14 protein-coding genes are annotated in these 18,225 nt (G+C 43.2%); 6 read left to right on the plus strand and 8 right to left on the minus strand.

The genetic code is table 11. The features are described from left to right. Positions 1-409: 409 nt before the first annotated feature. Positions 410-592 (plus strand): hypothetical protein, encoded by a 183-nt coding sequence (locus F6K63_RS12250; protein ID WP_131826968.1) that lies wholly within the window; start codon positions 410-412, stop codon positions 590-592. On the opposite strand, the gene F6K63_RS12255 is transcribed toward F6K63_RS12250, so the two are convergent. Continuing rightward, complete coding sequence (locus tag F6K63_RS12255; RefSeq protein ID WP_287312261.1) at positions 582-3,413, minus strand: esterase-like activity of phytase family protein; 2,832 nt, start codon at positions 3,411-3,413, stop codon at positions 582-584. The genes F6K63_RS12250 and F6K63_RS12255 overlap by 11 nt on opposite strands. A 255-nt stretch (positions 3,414-3,668) precedes the next feature. Further along, positions 3,669-6,593 carry an esterase-like activity of phytase family protein gene (locus F6K63_RS12260; protein ID WP_287312262.1) on the minus strand — a complete coding sequence of 975 codons (2,925 nt, stop codon included), beginning with the start codon at positions 6,591-6,593 and terminating at the stop codon, positions 3,669-3,671. Positions 6,594-7,436: 843 nt separating this feature from the next. On the opposite strand from F6K63_RS12260, the gene F6K63_RS12265 reads away from it, so the two are divergent. After that, complete coding sequence (locus F6K63_RS12265; protein ID WP_044492020.1) at positions 7,437-7,859, plus strand: helix-turn-helix domain-containing protein; 423 nt, start codon at positions 7,437-7,439, stop codon at positions 7,857-7,859. Positions 7,860-7,939: 80 nt separating this feature from the next. On the opposite strand, the gene F6K63_RS12270 is transcribed toward F6K63_RS12265, so the two are convergent. Next, positions 7,940-8,173 (minus strand): hypothetical protein, encoded by a 234-nt coding sequence (locus F6K63_RS12270; protein ID WP_287312264.1) that lies wholly within the window; start codon positions 8,171-8,173, stop codon positions 7,940-7,942. 171 nt (positions 8,174-8,344) lie between these two features. Between F6K63_RS12270 and F6K63_RS12275 the strand changes: the two genes are divergently transcribed. Then, the gene (locus F6K63_RS12275; protein ID WP_287312265.1) at positions 8,345-8,722 is read left to right on the plus strand and encodes a hypothetical protein; all 378 of its coding nucleotides are present in this window, start codon (positions 8,345-8,347) and stop codon (positions 8,720-8,722) included. A gap of 295 nt (positions 8,723-9,017) precedes the next feature. Here F6K63_RS12275 and F6K63_RS12280 read toward each other — a convergent pair whose 3' ends face one another. Both F6K63_RS12280 and F6K63_RS12285 read right to left on the minus strand, forming a co-directional pair. Further along, entirely contained in the window at positions 9,018-11,228 is a 2,211-nt protein-coding gene (locus F6K63_RS12280) for a caspase, EACC1-associated type (protein ID WP_287312267.1), read from the minus strand. Between the two features lie 296 nt (positions 11,229-11,524). Further along, positions 11,525-12,457: a hypothetical protein gene (locus F6K63_RS12285; RefSeq protein WP_287312268.1), complete on the minus strand. Its 933-nt coding sequence runs from the start codon at positions 12,455-12,457 to the stop codon at positions 11,525-11,527. Between the two features lie 801 nt (positions 12,458-13,258). Between F6K63_RS12285 and F6K63_RS12290 the strand changes: the two genes are divergently transcribed. The 3 genes from F6K63_RS12290 (at position 13,259) to F6K63_RS12300 (ending at position 14,637) form a co-directional block, all read left to right on the plus strand. After that, positions 13,259-13,426, plus strand: a complete 168-nt coding sequence (locus tag F6K63_RS12290) for a hypothetical protein (protein ID WP_154659652.1) — start codon at positions 13,259-13,261, stop codon at positions 13,424-13,426. A gap of 399 nt (positions 13,427-13,825) precedes the next feature. Then, the gene (locus F6K63_RS12295) at positions 13,826-14,248 is read left to right on the plus strand and encodes a helix-turn-helix domain-containing protein (RefSeq protein WP_044492023.1); all 423 of its coding nucleotides are present in this window, start codon (positions 13,826-13,828) and stop codon (positions 14,246-14,248) included. A gap of 200 nt (positions 14,249-14,448) precedes the next feature. Further along, positions 14,449-14,637 (plus strand): hypothetical protein, encoded by a 189-nt coding sequence (locus F6K63_RS12300; RefSeq protein WP_287312270.1) that lies wholly within the window; start codon positions 14,449-14,451, stop codon positions 14,635-14,637. Here F6K63_RS12300 and ftsY read toward each other — a convergent pair. From ftsY to F6K63_RS12315, 3 genes are all read right to left on the minus strand, one after another. Next, positions 14,627-16,546: a signal recognition particle-docking protein FtsY gene (gene ftsY, locus F6K63_RS12305; protein ID WP_287312272.1), complete on the minus strand. Its 1,920-nt coding sequence runs from the start codon at positions 16,544-16,546 to the stop codon at positions 14,627-14,629. The two genes, F6K63_RS12300 and ftsY, sit on opposite strands and share 11 nt — an antisense overlap. Before the next feature lie 231 nt (positions 16,547-16,777). Then, positions 16,778-17,407 carry a transcription antitermination factor NusB gene (gene nusB, locus F6K63_RS12310; RefSeq protein ID WP_008178519.1) on the minus strand — a complete coding sequence of 210 codons (630 nt, stop codon included), beginning with the start codon at positions 17,405-17,407 and terminating at the stop codon, positions 16,778-16,780. Between the two features lie 40 nt (positions 17,408-17,447). Next, complete coding sequence (locus F6K63_RS12315; RefSeq protein ID WP_008178521.1) at positions 17,448-18,176, minus strand: DUF502 domain-containing protein; 729 nt, start codon at positions 18,174-18,176, stop codon at positions 17,448-17,450. Positions 18,177-18,225 lie beyond the last annotated feature (49 nt).

Below are 18,225 nucleotides of genomic sequence, written 5' to 3' on the forward strand. Positions count from 1 at the left end.
CTGAGATATTACTCCTTCAATTAAACCCTCTAAAATTTATGATTATAAAGTCATAGCAAAGGTATAGCAGAAGTCAGAAGTCAGAAGTCAGAAGTCAGAAGTAAAACTATTGCTATACTTAGCTTTGAGACTTTTGTCATGTCCTAACTGCCCTGGCGACTGCTATAACAGGGAGCAGGGAGTAGGGAGTAGGCAATATGGAGCAAAAATTATCATATCAAAATTACGACATTAATTGGTACATTATCGATTTATTATATTTTTTATAATTAAATTAATGTTATTAAAATCAAAATTAATAAATATAAAACCACAAAAAAATTAACTTCAACTTATTAAGTTAATCAGTTTTATAGCATTTATAAAATAGTTTAATTACACAATTTTTTGATTTTCGGGAACAGGGAACATGGGGAAAAGTGTGGGAAGTATGGGAAGTATGGGAAGTGTGGGAAGATGCGGAAATGGAACACATTTTTATAGTTTTTCCGATACTTACGAGGTACATTTAATTTTCTTACCCCCACTCCCGACTCCCGACTCCCGACTCCCTATTCCCCTACTTCCTAATTTGAGAATTGCTATAAAATAACGAAATCCCTTTCAGCAAGGGTTGTTACTCCTAACACTACTGCTAGGGTTCCATCTCCAACATTGATAAGAGAATTATTACTATCGGAGGTGATAGAAACTTCACCAAAGCTCAAACCATTGCCTAAACCAATGAAGTCAGTGCCCAGCTCGAAGTCTGTAATCGTGTCAGTACCTTCCCCAATCTCTAGGACAAAGGTATCACTGCCACTACCATTAGAGAAGTTATCTCCAGTCAGAGTATCATGACCGAGACCACCACTCAATAGGTCATCCCCAGCATCACCCCAGAGTTGATCATCTCCGAAGCCACCATAGAGGGAGTCATTACCAAATTTACCGCCAATGCGATCGCTTCCTGAACCACCATAGATAATATCATCCCCACCAGCCTTATCATCTGGGGACCTGCTATTGTTATCTCCGCGCAGGATATCATCACCATTGCCACCAAATAAAATATCATTACCTAGTGCCCCAGCAATGGTATCATTTCCACCAAAGCCATTGATCAGATCAGCATCAATAGTCCCAATCAACTGGTCAGCCCCTTGAGTACCGTTAATCTCAGAGGTGGCTTCTACTATTGCTGTCGGAGATTGAATATGATCGAGGTCTAGCCCAAATGCTAGGAATTGGGTAATCTGGCTGTCATTGAAATTGTTATCGCTAGCAACAATTAGGGATTGTCTGCCATCCGGTAAGGTTGGACCAAATGCGATCGCTTCACTATTGTCGAGACGAATACCTAAGTCATCGAAATCCAACAGTAACCGTTTCTCAGCTACTTGCTCAACCTCTAAGAGTCCACTATCTGGGTCAGTGGGGTTGCTCAATAGGTTATCAACATCACTGATATCTGTAGCGTCTTGGAGCCGGACTTCATATAGCCTGAGATTATTTCCGACACCAACTGCAAAGGATCGCTCTAGGGCTAGTAAGGTTCCGGTATTATCTAGCGCTAGTAATTCTACTAAACCATTGTCAGCAAAACTGCCAGGAGGGTCAGGCTGATTGGGAATGGTGTCAGTGATGTAGAGGAATTCTTTAGCAGGTTCCCCAGTTTGTAAATCATACTGTAAAATCCGAACAGGGCTTTCATCTTCTAGTGTCGAAGCCGGACCATCCTGAATCAGAGCATTCTCTACTGCAGTATAAAGGAAGCGCTCATCTGGGCTAATGGTCAGGCTTTCAAAGGCACGATTGTTACGAATGCCCCTGGTTCCATCTGAGGTAGGTAAGAACTTATCTGGTACCGTCAGCTGATTGAACTCTTGTCCTGCTAGAGAGAATTCATTGACGAAGGGATTAAGAAGATTGTTAGCATCCCCTTCAGAGGAGATAAACAAGGTTCCAGCACTAGTCAAGGCAATCCCTTCTGGATCAACACCCCGTTCTGGGAAAGGCTCACCGCTAGCATTCCGTAGAGTAGTGACATCTGTAAACCCTACATCACCGTTGTCTAGACTACCATCACTTAAATCAATATCAATAGTATAGAAACGAGCGGGAGCATTTTGGCTGCGGTCATCAGATAGACCATAGTAGACACCATTAGCAGGATCGTAAGCTAAACCAGAGATACCGCCAACTTCTGTATTCTCAAACTGCAATCGAGTATTAAAGCTAACCTCTCCGAGGAAGTTAATACCAGTGACAACCTTGGAGTTAGTATCTACCACTGTCGGCTCTACCTCAACATCAACATATACTAGACGGTGATCAGAACTAGGAAAGGGGAAATCACCCACTAGCTCAAAGGAAGGGTCATCACTTTTCGGCCAGAAAACTGTTGCTTCAGTGATACGGAGATTCTCAGAAGGCAACACATAATCCACCCGCAGGTTGCCAGGACCACCAAAGTTTTCCTCACCAAAGTCAGCGGTGTCAAAGGCTGGATTACCTCCATGAGTCAGGTTATTCAATCCTTGGCGGTTGGTAGCATCTACCCCTCCCTCACTGGAGGGTGTAACAGAGGTGTTCACTAACGGGTTATCTAGAATTTGCAGGATGGCATTATCAGTACTATCCCCATCAAAGGGGTCAGCATTTTGGTCTCCCATGATCACGAAGCGATCGCTTGCCAACAGACCACCGAAGTTTCCTTGGTCATCATAAATGTAATCCCCAGCTCCGGGAGTGATATAGTCTGACCAGAACCGAATCTCATCGTGATTACGGGTACCGTTGCGGTCTTCTAGACCATCAAACACTGGAGGAGTAGGATGGCTAGCGAGAACATGAACCGTTTCACCGTTGATATTAATGGGAATATCCCAGTGACTCTTGGAAGAGAGGCGGAATACAGCTAATTCTTCCTCAGAGTACCAGGATTCCCCAGTTACTGGATCTACAGGAAGCAACGCATCTGGCATATCTTTCCAGAGGAAGTTTTGAAAGGTGCGTATATTCTCCGTATCAATCGGGTGTTTGGAGAATAGCACCATCCCAAACTGTCCTGGAAAGAACCCGAAGCCAAACGCATCATTACCCCCGCCAACTTCCCCGTTATTATCTAAGTCAAATCCAGAGGGAATCCCGGTGTTAGAAGGTGCGAGATAAACATAGGGAAAGTCAATCGCTGTCGCACCATTCTGACTAACCGAAAGATAGTTATCTTGGAAAAGTTTGGCCGCTTCTCCATTCTCATCGAAATCAAATTCATTGATTAGCAATACATCCGGATTAGCACGCTGAATAATTTCAGCCACTGCCTTGGCTTGGTTATTATCATAAGTAGATAAATCTTGAATTAAATCCCCTTGATTGGAGCGATTTAAAGAAGCATTAAAGCTAGAAAAGCGAAGGTTAAGATTAGACATATTAATTATTTTTATACCTAAAGTTCGAGCACTTCAGTTATCAACTTAGTTACCTCAATACTGCGTCGGTTTTGGAAGTTCAATTCCTGGAGATCCCCCCTAACCCCCCTTAGCAAGGGGGGAACAATAGCTATGGCTCCTCTGGCTTCCCCCTTATTAAGGGGGACGGGAGGGGGATCCTTAACCCACGCAGTATTGCGTATTACCAAATAATAAAAACCGGGTAATCCTTTAATTACCCGGTTTTACAACGGATTAGATGATCGTGAAATCAGCCTCTGTTAGAGGATTAGCGATCGCAAAAGTTGCTAATAGTTGATTCTCCAAACTAATGCGAGCATTTTGCGAATCTTGTTCAATGGATAACTGACCAAAGGTCAAACCATCAGCTAAACCAATTAGGTCAACGCCTGCCTGGAAATCGAGAATGAAATCTGTACCTTCCCCAGCAGCTAAGACAAAGGTATCACTACCGCTAATACCAGAAGAGTCATCACCAGTCAAGAAGTCATTACCTAATCCACCTCGGATTAAGTCATCACCTTCATTACCGAAGATAAAGTCATCTCCTGCACCACCGTAGAGTTTGTCATTGCCGAGATTGCCGTTAATCCGGTCATTGCCTAAGCCACCGAAGATAACGTCATCTCCGCCAATGGTGCTATCAGCAAAGTCTCCCTGTAATACATCATCTCCAGCTTCACCCTGAATCAGGTCATTGCCCAGACCGCCATCAACGGTATCATTGCCTTCACCAGCAGTAATGAAATCGTTACCTAACTCGCCAACAATTTCATCACTATCTGGAGTACCTGAGATAAAGTTGGGGGCTGGAAGACCTAATAAAGGATCTACATCCAGGGGCTGATCTAATTCGATCAGAATAACTTCGTTATTATCAATATCCGGACCCCGTCCTACGGAGAAGGGATAGTTGTTGTCATTGGCAACTAAGATCGTGTTCTGATCAATCACCAATACATCTTCGATAGTGACAAATGGGAAGGTAAAAGTGAGTTCCCCATCCCCGTTCAGATCATCTGGGTCAGGAATGTTGAGCAAGTCAACTACTTCCTCTTTGGCAACAAAGCCATTTTCATCAATCTCAGACAAGTCAATCTTAAAGATTTTCTTGAACTGAGCCTCCGCTCCTTGCTTACCATCCCGCTCTATGACTAAGAACTCGTTGTCATTGATGGGGGTAAAATCCCCAATCGGATGACCGGGAACATCGGTACGGTAAAATCCTACCAGACCTTGGTACTCACTGGAAGCAACATCAAACTCATAGATGCGTAGAGCATCCTCTGGGTCCCCATCTACTACACCTTCGAGTAGGGGATACAAGGTGGTGCGGTCAGGGCTAAATGCCATGCCCTCAAATCCGCGAGACCGAGATAGATTAGGCAGTATTGTTTCTTGGTCAACTACAATTCTTCCAGTTTCTGGGAAGTCTGTAAAGAAACCATCTACTCCAAGCTCAATCAATTGACGGAACTCATCCTCTGGGCTTTGAGGGGTACCATCAGGGTTGAGAGTTAGGAAGCGCTCTTCATTACGCAGGGTGTAGGGGTGAATCTGTAGACCTGCATCATGAGCCCAGTCGATGAAGGGACGAACTTCACCAGTGAGCTGGGTAGTGATTTCAGCAATGCCATCACCATTGCCATCAACAGGAGTATCGATCGATTCCCGCAGCAAAAAGCTGTTTTTCCAAGGACCAACACCCTCAGCGTAGTTAGCGCCAATGTAGTCAAAGACTGTCTGAGTGGCTAAATCTTGGTAAGTGGTATCGGGAATACCATCACCAGTGACATCAGCACCAAAGTCGGGAACAATGTCAACTAAATCGCCGTAGGTAGCCCGAGCCTCTTCTGCGGTAAAGTCAGGTTTGCTGAAATTAGCAACAATATCGTAGGGAGCAGAAAAACCGCCACCACCAGCATTGAGGAATTGATCGTCTACGTCTCCGTAGAGTTGTACTAAGGGTAAGTTTTCTAATCCAGCCGCAGGTAGCAAGTTATTTTGTAAATCAATCAGGTTAGCTACTTCAAAGGATTGGATGAAAATCCGGCTGGGGTCGGTAAAACCAGTTTCTTGTAGGGTTGCGATTAAAGGCTCTTCTAGGGATAAGCCTTGGTCATCGAAGAATGTAGGATGCTTGGTTTCAGGATAGATACCGATTTTTTTACCAGTTTCCGCTTCTACCTGCTGGAGTAGTTCGATAACCTCTTTGAAAGTGGGAATTTCAAACTGACCATCGAACTCATCACTACGGAAGTCACGAGACTGAACAGCACGCAGTTGCTTGATTTCTGCTAAGGTAAAATCTTCAGCAAAGTAACCAGTAATTTCTTCACCATCCAGCAGTTTGGTGGACTTGCGGTCTTCACCAAATACATCAGCTACGTTAGTGGTGTCATCTAGCAACGGTTCGTGACGAGCAATCAAGACACCGTCTTTGGTGATTACTAGGTCAGGCTCAATGAAATCAGCCCCTTGTTCAATGGCAAGAGCGTAAGCTTCTAAGGTATGCTCTGGACGCTCACCGCTAGCACCCCGGTGTGCAATCACTAGAGGAGGATCACCATTGAGGCTATTGAATTGTAAATCTGGGTTTTGAGGCGATCGCACAAATTCCCCTGTGGTATTCCCGGGGATATTGGGAGTAGAAATAGGGGCTTCGAGCAGTTTACCAGTGCTATCGAAGTGAAGTATAAACGGACCGAATTCGTCACCAATCCAGATATCGCCCTTAGCATCAATCACAAAAGACTCGATATCAAAATCCGCCCCGGTCAGAAAGCGTCCGCTACTGTCTTCGTTGACAATCTTGAAAGGAATTTTGCCATCAGGGTCAGACAGTTGAACAAAGCCTTCAATCTCTACACTACCATCTCCATCCTCTGCACCCTTGAAATCAGGATTAACTTGATAGAGTCTGAGTAGGTAATCCGCACTATTCTCTTGGGCTCCAAAACCGTTATCTGATAGAAACCAAAAAGAGCCACCCCCACTAGGAGCAAACTGAACACCACTAAAGCCTTGAACAGGTTGTCCATCAAACGGACCGGTGCGACCATTGGCAGAAATCGGTTCACCGTTGCCATTGTCTGCACCAGACTGGGGTCCCTCTGCAAAGGTATCAGCTGGTAAAGATGCAAATCCTTTTAATTTCATAAAATCCTGGAATCAACGAGACTAAAACTCTCGAATTTAGCGTTTTTATATCTAGAGACTTAGAAGCACAGAAACTAGCTAAATTGTGTCAGCATTTCAGCTTTCAGCTATCACCTAGTACGTAATTGTTGCCAACCTTAAATCGCCTTGGCCTAGGTTTACGTGATGATTGAAACTGGCTGACCTCCCTTAGTAAGGTTTTCATTTCCAGGTTAAATTTTGATTGTAATTATATAAACATAATTATAAGGTTTGGTTAAAGCTTGTTTTTGAAGTCGCTGTAAATTTTTAGTGTAATTTTATCTGAGTAGGGTATAAATATTTTGTAAAGTTAACCTAGATTTAATATTAACTTAATTTTTTTAGTTTTTTATTAACCTTGAGCCTAGAGATTTTTTAGATAATCCCTGACTAAGTAAGGTTTCGGCCAAAAATTTTGTTATCAACGATTTTAACAATTAGTTTTTAGCAAAGGGAGTAGGAAATAGGAAACAGCGGATCTGGAAATAATTATTTTTGATTTTTTTTAAGTAAGTATTCAGCCGTTGGCCACGCAACTTGGTATTAGCATTTAATTGTGAAAATGCAATAGTTTTTGATAACACTTTTATCTCACTCCTCTCACTAATCCCACTAATCCCAGTTGCCCCTACTGCTTGAGATTGTGACAATGCAATAGTTTTTCAGCACTCCCAAACCTCCCAATACTACCAAATATCCTAAATATCCCAAACCTACCACAAGCCCTGAAATAGCGATAATGCAATAGTTTTACTATATCCTTGCCTTTTCCGAAAAAGTGTGTTAAAGTAGTAATATCGTTAAAGCAATGGTTTACGACCCATGATGATTTCCACCGCACAAGCCGCTGAATTACTTGGTGTTTCCGCCACTCGCGTCCGTTACCTTCTGGGCAAAGGCAGAGTTAAAGGCGCTTATAAGGTGGGTAGAACTTGGGTGATTCCTTTGTTTGATGGTATGCCGGTGGTCACCCCTGGCACTCGCGGACCAAAACGGAACTGGTCAAAGCGCACAGAGTACACTAAGGCTGTGATCCACGTTAATCAGAAAGTGATTCGCCAAAATCTCAAGACCGGGGAGCGTAATCCTGTAATTACGGTGAAGCGAGGCACTAAAAATGTTTACGCTCATACGGTGGAGGTCAATGGCCCGTGTCGGGTGATGTATCGTCCAGATGATCCCCTCAAGTGTGGAGCACGGGTGTGGATTGAGACGATTTCTGATTTTGAAGTGATTTCAGCTTGATGGGATGTGAATGCGTTCGCGTAGCGTGACCTACGGTCAATCGCGTAGGGTGGCAGTAGGCCAATCCCATTCACATCAAATTAATCACAAGGTGTCTTTTTGCGATCGCATTCACATCGATCAATCACAAAGTGTTCTTTTGCGATCGCATAAGCGCGGAAGCTTCGCTTGATCGCGTAGGGTGGCAGTAGGCCAATCCCGTAGCGTGACCTACTGCCAATCCCATCAAACCAGTCAATGTGGCGTAAGTCCCCTTTTGCCTTTTGCCTTTTGCCTTTTGCCTCTTGCCTTTTGCCTCTTGCCTTTTTCCTCAACCAAAGAATTAACTTACCATAAACATTGAGTAGTGTAAAACACTGTTTTATACGAGTTTACCGCCATTTCATGAATTTTTGGATATATTTCTTGGTTTCTTAGTAAAATATCCTGATTCAATTTAGAGCTAGCGAAGAGTATAGTAGTCAACCATTACTATTCTCTTTGTCATGAAAGGAAAAATTTTAAATTACCTTGTTCTTATTGGAGTAAGCATTATTCTCCTGCTCGGTATAGTTACAACAGCTGTTGGTCAGTATAATTCACAATCAGTTAATGATTCTACTATTAAGGGTAATAATAAGAACTGTAAAGCAACAAATCAGGTACCAGTACGTCGAAAAAAAATAAATGATACAAATAATTCTCTATATGAATTTTATGACTGCATGAACCCAGGAGAGGAGCTTGAAAATCAAGGATTTTTCACAGATACTCATAACACTTTTATGCAATACAAAGTAGATGGTAATTATGGATTCTTTATTAATAAAGAATACTTAGAATGCTCAGATCAAGCCAAAACTTTTATAACTCGTCAACGATAAGAATCCTGGGGGGGTGACATGCTCCCAGATGAAATCCTTACTGGGTAGTAATTTCAGCGCATAATTTACAAAAACATACATGCTGCTTTGGCCTGACATCGGACGTAGTTATAACGTAGTTATAAGGGTTTGAGCTTCCAGAAAATGAAAGGAGGGTTAATTTGGAACTGTATCTTCCCTGAGCTCATTGGCCTCAAAGCCTTAATATACTTAGCTTTTTTAGGACTTATGTCACCCCCTCAGATAAGAATCATAAAATTAACGTTATTCTGCACCAAACTTAACCCCTACTCCCTTACATCTTACATCGCTTTCTAAGCCCAGGGTCATTATCTACACGCTTTATAACCGAAGGTTCACCTTTACCCCATCTTTCCAATATATCTTTACAATACAGGTATTCTTTAACTAAATAAGCCACACCGATCAAGACCGAAGCCAAAACAACAATAACTATAACACGCTTTGATAGCATTTTTTTAGGTAAGCTAAGTATTATCAAACTATCTGCTTTTGAACTTGCCTTTATCCCCTCTGGGCTAACTAAAGGCGTATCTGAAACAAGGCTATAATCCCTTGGTGCATTAGCAATTTGAATTTTAGAACCTTCCTGATCAGTATAGATTTTAGGAGTCATGACAGGAAGGGTTTCTCTAATCTTATTTTCGATGTACTCATGTAACTCATCCAGAGAAATCACCCTATCCCCATTCAAATCAGCTTCTCCCGTTTCAATGCCTTGTACCAAATACTGAGTGTAAATTGAGAGCTGTTTGTCCAATTGACTAAAGGAATAGTCAGTTGAAGAGGCGAGAATAGCACGCCCTTCTCCTCCTAATTGATTTTGAAGATCGACGGAGCGATCATCTTTAACCAGTAGGCCCTTACGAAAAGCTGCACTAAAGCAGCAGTCGAGGATAACGACTTGTCGCTTGGAGCGGCTACCATTCATAATGTTATGGATAGCCCTAGCAGAAACGGCTGTTGTCCTAACTAGTTCCCCCTGTGAATTCTTACGAGTAATACGAGTTGTTAAATACAGTTGATTGCTGCTATCTTTGACACCGTGACCTGAAAAGAACAGTAACACCATATCATCTTTTGTAGAACTAGCGAATAACTCTTCAATAGCCTCCTCCATTTCCTGTCGATTAGGATTGCTGAGAGCTTTGACATCAACAAAATTTCCCAGTTGTGGGGAATCCAGTATTCCTTTGATTTCCTCTAAATCTTTGGTTGCGCCAGGTAGTGGCTTTAACCCCTTTCCATATTTACTGACTCCAATCAACAGCGCTCGTTTGACCCCTTGTGATTGGCGAGCATCCTTTACATGGAGCTGTTTATGGCTTGGCTTGTCTAGCACAACTGGCTGATTTAGACGTTGAAATCCTGACTCAATTGGACGTTGAATTAATTGAGCATCTTGCACTTGCATGAAAATCACAGGTGTCGCAAAATCCCGTTTCCAATACCCTGTTGAGTCATGGAGACTAATTTCTCGTCGTCCTTCCTGTACTGCTATATCTGCTGACTTCCCTTGAGCTAATTGTTTATAAAAGTGGCAGGCAAATCGGCTAGCTGTGCTGTTAGACACGGGATACTGCATTGCCACGAGTACAGGAATAATTTGCTGCACAACCTTGGAAGCTAGCCCTACAGATGGTTTCGATGTAGACTCCATTGCTCCCTGACATGCCTGCAACACAATAATTCCAGGTCGATGGCGATTCAATAGTTCACTAAAGCGATTGGCGCTAATCCACTCTGCCTCATTTAATTGATCCACCAAGGCAATTTCACCATTTTCATTCTGAAAACGACCATGACCGATGAAATGGAAAATGTGGGGCTCTTCCTTCAGAATGTTATCAATAGCACTGCGGCTAGCTGGATTCACGACTGGTAACAATTCCACCTGCTCTGGTTGTGCCTCGGCTAGTGTCTCTATCTCCGCCTGTACTTCCTCGTAGGCAACTGGATTCAAATTTGTGGGTGCAGAGACAACTAAGGCAATCCGCATTTTTTCATTTGCGCCTAACTGAATCGGTGATGCTGAAATCGGCTGTGAGCAAAAGCGCGAGAAGACCAAGCGAGGTGCAGTAGCGAACCACATTGTTCTTAAGTTCTTCCTCTGAGGCAAACACATAAATTCCCACGGGAACGCTGCCACTTCAGGGATATTTTGCTCGTCTATATCTAGTTCTACCCGTAGCAGTTGCTTTTGCTTGTGAACAACTTCGTGATAAAAAGTAACAAAATCATCGCAAAGTCGATCATCAAACAAGGCATCAAACAAGGCTTCTCCGAGTAACCTAGACTGGTTAGCATCCTTGGGTCCGTTTTTATGAACCTCCTCGATCAGCTTCTTGACTTCTGGGGTGATCTTATCCTGATAGCGAAATGCTGTAAAGATTGGATTATGGTGCTTTCCAGGTTCTTTCTTTTCAACCCCCACTGTATAATAATTGATCAGGTAGATGCGATAGGTGTAGTAGGCTCTAGTCATAACTTTCTGATCAGATAAAGCTGATGAATGGGTAAGCATACGCGCTACGCGCACGCTACTTGAGGTGCGGTCAGCGGTCAGCGGTCAGCGGTCAGCCTTCAGCCTATGTGCTACGCGCACGCTACGCGAACAGCCTTCAGCCGTCAGCCGATTTTATTCAAAAGCGTGGCACAGGCTTCGACGCTGTGACGCATAAGCTTATAGTTGATAACTGATAGCTGAATGCTGATAGCTGAATGCTGATAGCTGAATGCTGATAGCTTACCATAGATTTACAACCAAAAGATGCACCCGATTTAAGTCGCTAAATCCTGTTGAAGATTAGCTTTCGGTAGCTTCAATATCCATTCCTTGACCTCACTACGACTGAATTTAATTGCTGCCTTATTCTTATTTCGTATTAAGGTTTTTAATCTATCTGCCAGATCGCTGAAAACATCACGGATATCAGCAGTTAACCAGTTCATATCCGGCTCACCCCAGGCGATCCCGCGCAAATTAATAGACTTTATTTCCTTAGGCACTTTAAAGACAATTGCAAATTGGACTGTCAGTATTTTTTGGATTTCCGGCTCTTCAATCCGCCAGTAACACCTTGAGTTACCTTCACCTTGGGAAATAATTTCAAAGTGACCAGCTTCGTAAGCATACTCAGGAATGACAATGAATGCTTTGAGTTCGTTCTTATTTCCTACATTAGCTTTGAGCTCCGCAGGAATAGTTGTAAATTCGGCTAGTTCAGTGCTATCAATCCCGATACTCCAATCAAGATTGCTATTGATACCTAAATTCATGCCCACCCCGAAGTTCATCACAGGTCGCCATTGGCTTTTGGGGAAAATAGACTGAACGATGGGCTCTTTTTCTCCTTTGGGACTGAAGTCAAGCTCACAGCATAATCGCCAAAATATAACCCCTGGTTTAGGACGCAAATCGACAGTCACAGTCATGTAATAGAAATCAAATGCATCACGCATTTGCTGTCGATAAATATTGGTCAATCCCTCTTCAGTTTCTTCAAATAGGTCTTCGGTAAGTAATATCAACTTATCCCTAGGATTGCCAAAGATAACTCTACTTTCCTGCAAGTTTTTAACGGCGGTTCCACCTACACCAAGCTTTGTACTTTCATCCAGGGGACTTTCCCATTTTTTCACTTGCTCAAATAGGTCAGCCAATAAAGTCTCAGCTTCTTGGGGATTCGGTAGCGGAATGTTTTCATCGGTCATTGACTTCAGCTCTCTTTACATTGACAAAGTTACTCATATTTGAAAATCTTGTGTAGGGTGCGTTAGGGGGGCGATCATTTTCTGCCTCGTAGCCAGGGTTATGTTGCTGCCCGTAACGCACCACCGTGTCAAACAGCAAAAACGAGATATACCCGTATAGCACAAGCCACAATCACACAATTATTGATTAAGTTACTGGCAAGCTGCATCTACAGCTTCGATTGATAAGGGGGAAGTTAGAGAAGTTAACAACCCGCCTTTTCAATCAAATCCGTAAATTTACCAGACTATAAACTTATAAAAATTAGTATTATCTGATTATCTAGTATGATGAGCTATCAGGGTTGTAATTGGGGTAACAACAACTTGTCTAGCCAAACCATAACAAATAGCTATATTTTTAAGATTATTTACTTTGAGTATAGTTTATTTGATAATACTATACCACAATCCGGAACAAGAGGAACCAACTAGAGACAATTTTAATCTAATCTTTTATTCTTTCATCAGAGGAAATAACCCCTTTCCAAATAGGTCATGAACACTAAGGCGGATTTCTGATCACATCAAAAAATCCCGGAGTCCTTTGCTAATATTCTCTTTCAGCTGTTTCTTGTTTCCGGTTAGAGCAATTCTCTGTTTACATCTCATTTGAAAACCCTAATGTCCCTGAAACAATCGATAAATTTTAAGACTTATGAATTGACAAAAAAGCAAAAATGTGCATAGGAGAGAATAGAAAAAGCGATCGCATTCCCTATGGTCGAGTAACAAAGGGTTCCAGGAAAGCGTTCCCGTAGCGTGACCTACGGTCAATCGCATTTCCATAACAAAGGCAACAGGGTAACCATTCAGCCGTCAGCCGTCAGCGGTCAGCGGTCAGCGGTCAGCGGTCAGCGGTCAGCTTTCCCTAACTCAGATAAAAAAATGCTTACCTGTTTTATTCAAAAGCTGATGACTGATAGCTGATAGCTGATAGCTGATAGCTTACGCAACAGGCAACAGGCCAGAGCTGATATTTCGATAATGCAATAGTTTTATAGAACCCTTTTATCCTAATCATCCTACAATCTCTACACATCCCATACATCCCACAGAATTAGAAATTGCGACAATGCAATAGTTTTATATAACCCTTTTATCCTAATCATCCTACAATCTCTACACATCCCATACATCCCACATGATTAGAAATTGCGACAATGCAATAGTTTTTAGCACCCTCTTATCCTGTTTAACTTGCTACACCCACTCATCCCATTCGTTTCTCTTTTAAATTGTGACAGTGCAATAGTTTTACCATGCCCTGGCATTTTCCGAAAAAGTGTGTTAAAGTAATAATATCGTTAAAGCAATGGTTTACGACCCATGATGATTTCTACCGCACAAGCCGCTGAATTACTCGGTGTTTCCGCCACTCGCGTCCGTTACCTTCTGGGTAAGGGCAGAGTTAAAGGCGCTTATAAGGTGGGTAGAACTTGGGTAATTCCTTTGTTTGATGGCATGCCGGTGGTGACTCCTGGCACTCGCGGACCAAAACGGAACTGGTCAAAGCGTACAGAGTACACTAAGGCTGTGATCCACGTTAATCAGAAAGTCATTCGCCAAAATCTCAAGACCGGAGAGCGTAATCCTGTGATTACGGTGAAGCGAGGCTCTAAAAATGTTTACGGTCATACGGTAGAGGTCAATGGCCCCTGTCGGGTGATGTATCGTCCAGATGATCCCCTCAAGTGTGGAGCACGGGTCTGGATTGAGACGATTTCTGATTTTGAAGTAATATCGGCTTGATGGGGAATTTGCGATAGCGTAGCGTGACCTTAGGCCAATCGCATTCAAATCGAATCAACCAGAAGCTGGCTTATCCTTGATGAGGGAGACTTTAGCGATCGCGTTTTTTAGCAATTATATTTTTTTGCTTCCATAATAAGTATGGACAACTTAGTCATTACATTACTAAACTGTTGTCCATTTATATTGGATATTATTCAGTGAGAAGCAAAACGAAGCAAAACCGTCAAACCCTATCCCTCTGCTCCCGACTCCCGACTCCCGACTCCCGACTCCCGACTCCCGACTCCCGACTCCCGACTCCCGACTCCCGACTCCCGACTCCCGACTCCCGACTCCCGACTCCCGACTCCCTACTCCCTTGCTGTCAAGACCAGCTTAGCCACTAAGCAAAGCTTCCACAAATTCATAACTAGAGAAAGGCCGTAAATCTTCAATCCCTTCCCCTGCACCAATAAAGCGAATCGGTAAACCCAGTTCCCGCACTACTGCTAAAGCGACACCACCTTTGGCACTTCCATCCAATTTTGTCAATACCACTCCACTCAGTTTTGCCGCCTCTGAGAAGACTTGTGCTTGACGTAAACCATTTTGACCCAAAGTAGCATCCAGCACTAGCAACGATTCAACTTTGGCATCTGGGGCTTTTTTAGCAACAATTCGCCGAATTTTCGCCAATTCCTCCATTAGATTTTTCTTATTTTGCAATCGTCCTGCTGTATCCACCAACAGTAATTCGGTATTTCTAGATTGGGCAGCACTAATACCATCAAACACAACAGCAGCTGGATCAGTATTCTTACCAGGATTAGCAATCACTTCAGTACCACTGCGCTCTCCCCAAATCTTAACTTGTTCCACTGCAGCAGCTCGAAAGGTATCTGCTGCTGCAATTAAACAACGGTAGCCTGACTTCTGACCTAAGTTAGCGAGTTTACCAATAGTAGTAGTTTTACCAGCACCATTGACTCCAGTCATCAGCCAGATATTCAAGGTATCGTTTTCTGGAGCAAAGATCCGACTGTAATTGTTACTGTAAGGTTGCTCTAGCAAATCTCTGATGATTTGTTTGAGATATGCGATCGCTTTTTCTGCTGGTAGAGACTCCTCCCGCAACTTAGCTTGTAGAGTATCAATAATATAGTCAGTGGCCTCAATTCCTACATCTGCTTGTAGCAGCAGCGACTCAATCTCCATTACCGCGTCTTGATTCAACGGGCCTTGACCCACAATCGCCTTTATTTGGTTAATCAAGCTACGACGAGTTTTGCCCAATCCCTGACGCAGTTGCTTGAGCCAGCTAATTTCCTCGATCGAGATATCCTCAGGACTTCTTCCTTGAGATGCCAACACTTCTGCTGACCACAAGAACCCATCATCAAAGGCCAGACCCAGCATATCTTGATCTATCTCTGCTTCCCCTTCATCCTCTTCGATCACAGTTGCCACTTCGGGTTCCGGTTCAGGGGTCTCAATAGCTGTTTCCTTAAGACGTTCCAGCCGTGCTAGTCGGTTAGCACTTGCTCGACGCGCCCAGCTTGGGCCAGAAGCAGGCGTTTCTTCCTCTGTTGTCTCAGCTGATGGAGCTATATCAGTTGTCAAGCTATCTGACTCAGGGATTGGTTTATTCTCAACCAAGGTCATACCTATAGATGAGTCATGATTAGATTCTAAATCCGATGGTGTTGATACTACCTCCTCTACCATCTGATCAGAGGATTGCTCGGTTACTGGTTCCACCGTTTCAGCAGTATCTACCGAAGCTTCACTAACTGTAGACTCTTCTACTTGTGATTCTACTTGTGATTCTACTTGTGATTGTGCTTGTGATTGTGCTTGTGATTCTTCTTCAACAGCTATCTGACCTATCTCAGCGACTTCTGTAGTGTCAGTTTCCTCAGACACTTCCAATGTTTCAGCCGCTGGAGATTCAGTAGACGCTTCGGATGTTTCAGCCGCTAGAGATTCAGTCTCCTGAGATTCTTGAGGTTTTTCCGGTTTAGCCGTTGCTGCTGGCTGAGCCGTTGTATCATCTACTGGCTTACTTTCAGTAGTGTCTTCCTCTGGAGATTGATCTACTTGTTGCTTCTGAATATTTTTGTAGGCAGCTTTTGCCCAACTCAGGTAATCATCAGCTGCTGCTGAGGATGACTCTTCGACAGATTTAGAATCAGCTTGGTCTATTGGTTGTTGCTCTGTTGCCTTTTGTTCCGATTCTACTTGAGATGTATCAGAGTCCTTTTTCTCAGCAGACTCTGCACTAGCATCAGACTTTCGGTGGAACCAATTAAAGACCATTACCCTTACTTGACTATGGCGTCAATTAACTATATATATTCAATATTTGATTTAGGTTTTGAGTGCTTAGCCCTAGGCTAATCCCTAACCTTTTCCCTTAATTTTATCGATATTTGACTTAATATTCTTAATTTTGTGATCTAGCCTGGCCTATTAGGCTAATTTTAGTCTATTCCCGATACTCCTCCTCTCTACTCCCTACTCCCTACTCCCTACTCCCTACTCCCTCCGCTATTGTGGTAGAGCTTGAGTTTTAATCAAGTCATTGGCACGACGCAAGACACCATTAATAAAACGGTGTCCCTCTTCATCACTGTAGCGTTTAGCCAGTTCCACTGCTTCATTAATTGCGACTCGGTCTGGGATACCTAAAAACGCAATTTCCGCCACAGCCATCCGCAGAATATCCCGGTCAATACGAGGTAAGCGCTTCAGTTGCCAATCTTTCAGGGATTGGTTCAACATCTGATCAATCTCAAGCTGTCTACGACTGACAGCTTTGATAATTTCTAGGGTATAGCTACGGACTTCAGCCGTATTAGACAACTGGACAATTTCGGGAATCTCTACCGCACTTCCCAAGTGATTGATCGCTTTCTCGGTTAACTCAATTGCATCCGTTACCATTGCTCTAGCACTACGTACATCAGTAGCGCGAGTTTCACTTTCGAGAATGCGATCGCTACCCCGTTTCAGTTCAGCCGCCGCCGTTTCTAAAGCCTCTTGAATTTCTCCAGTCAGGGTACGAACAGCCGCCAGCACCAGATTATTCAGTTGTTGTGTATCCAACCGCTCTGGTGAGTTGGGCATCTGAGAGATGCTCAAAAGAGCCAGTTCACGGGCCATTCTGCGAGGTTGCATTGTTTGTCCTTAGTTAATTTTGTCCTTTTACCCAAAAAGATTAGGTTTCTTCTGTTGGCAAAACCTGCTGTATCATCTCAGGCAAAGGTTCTTCCAATGGTTGCTTTTCAGGAGGCTGCTGTAGGTTAATTGGGATTGCAGGGCTATCTGGGCTAACAATTCCACCTGAGAGCAATACTTTAAAGGCATCTTCGATGGACATCGAAAGATTAATGACTTCCTCTTCAGGAACCATAGCATACCAGCCACTGGTGGGATTAGGAGTAGTAGGTATGAAAACGCTCAACATCGGACGATTCATGTGGGATTGGAGTTGTGCACTCACAACACCGGTGACGAACGCTATCGCCCAGACTCCTTGGCGAGGATACTCTACCAAAATCACCCGACTAAACTTAGTTTTAGAATCCTGTAAAAGGGTTTCCAAAATCTGTTTAAGGGTTTTGTATACTGAGCCAGCTAAGGGAATCGCTTGCAATATTTTCTCACCCAAATCTAGCAACCACCGTCCAACAATGTTGCGTGCCATCAAGCCAATCAGCATAATAAATAGTAGTGGGACTGTCAGTCCCACTGCTAAATTTAGCAGATTTACTAAGATAGGGTTGAGATTATCAAAAGGGTTAATTTGTTTGGGAATTCTAGTTAAAAAATTTATCACCCAGTTGGCGATTGTAATCGTCAGCCAGATTGTGGTAGCCAGGGGAATTACCACTAGAATCCCCGCAATTAGGTCATTTTTTAGATCCTGCTTCAAGCCCTCGAACACAGAGCACAGATTCTCCTTTTAATAACTGAATAAAATTTTTTACTAGCCA

Source organism: Moorena sp. SIO1G6 (genome assembly GCF_010672795.1).
Taxonomy (GTDB): domain Bacteria; phylum Cyanobacteriota; class Cyanobacteriia; order Cyanobacteriales; family Coleofasciculaceae; genus Moorena; species Moorena producens.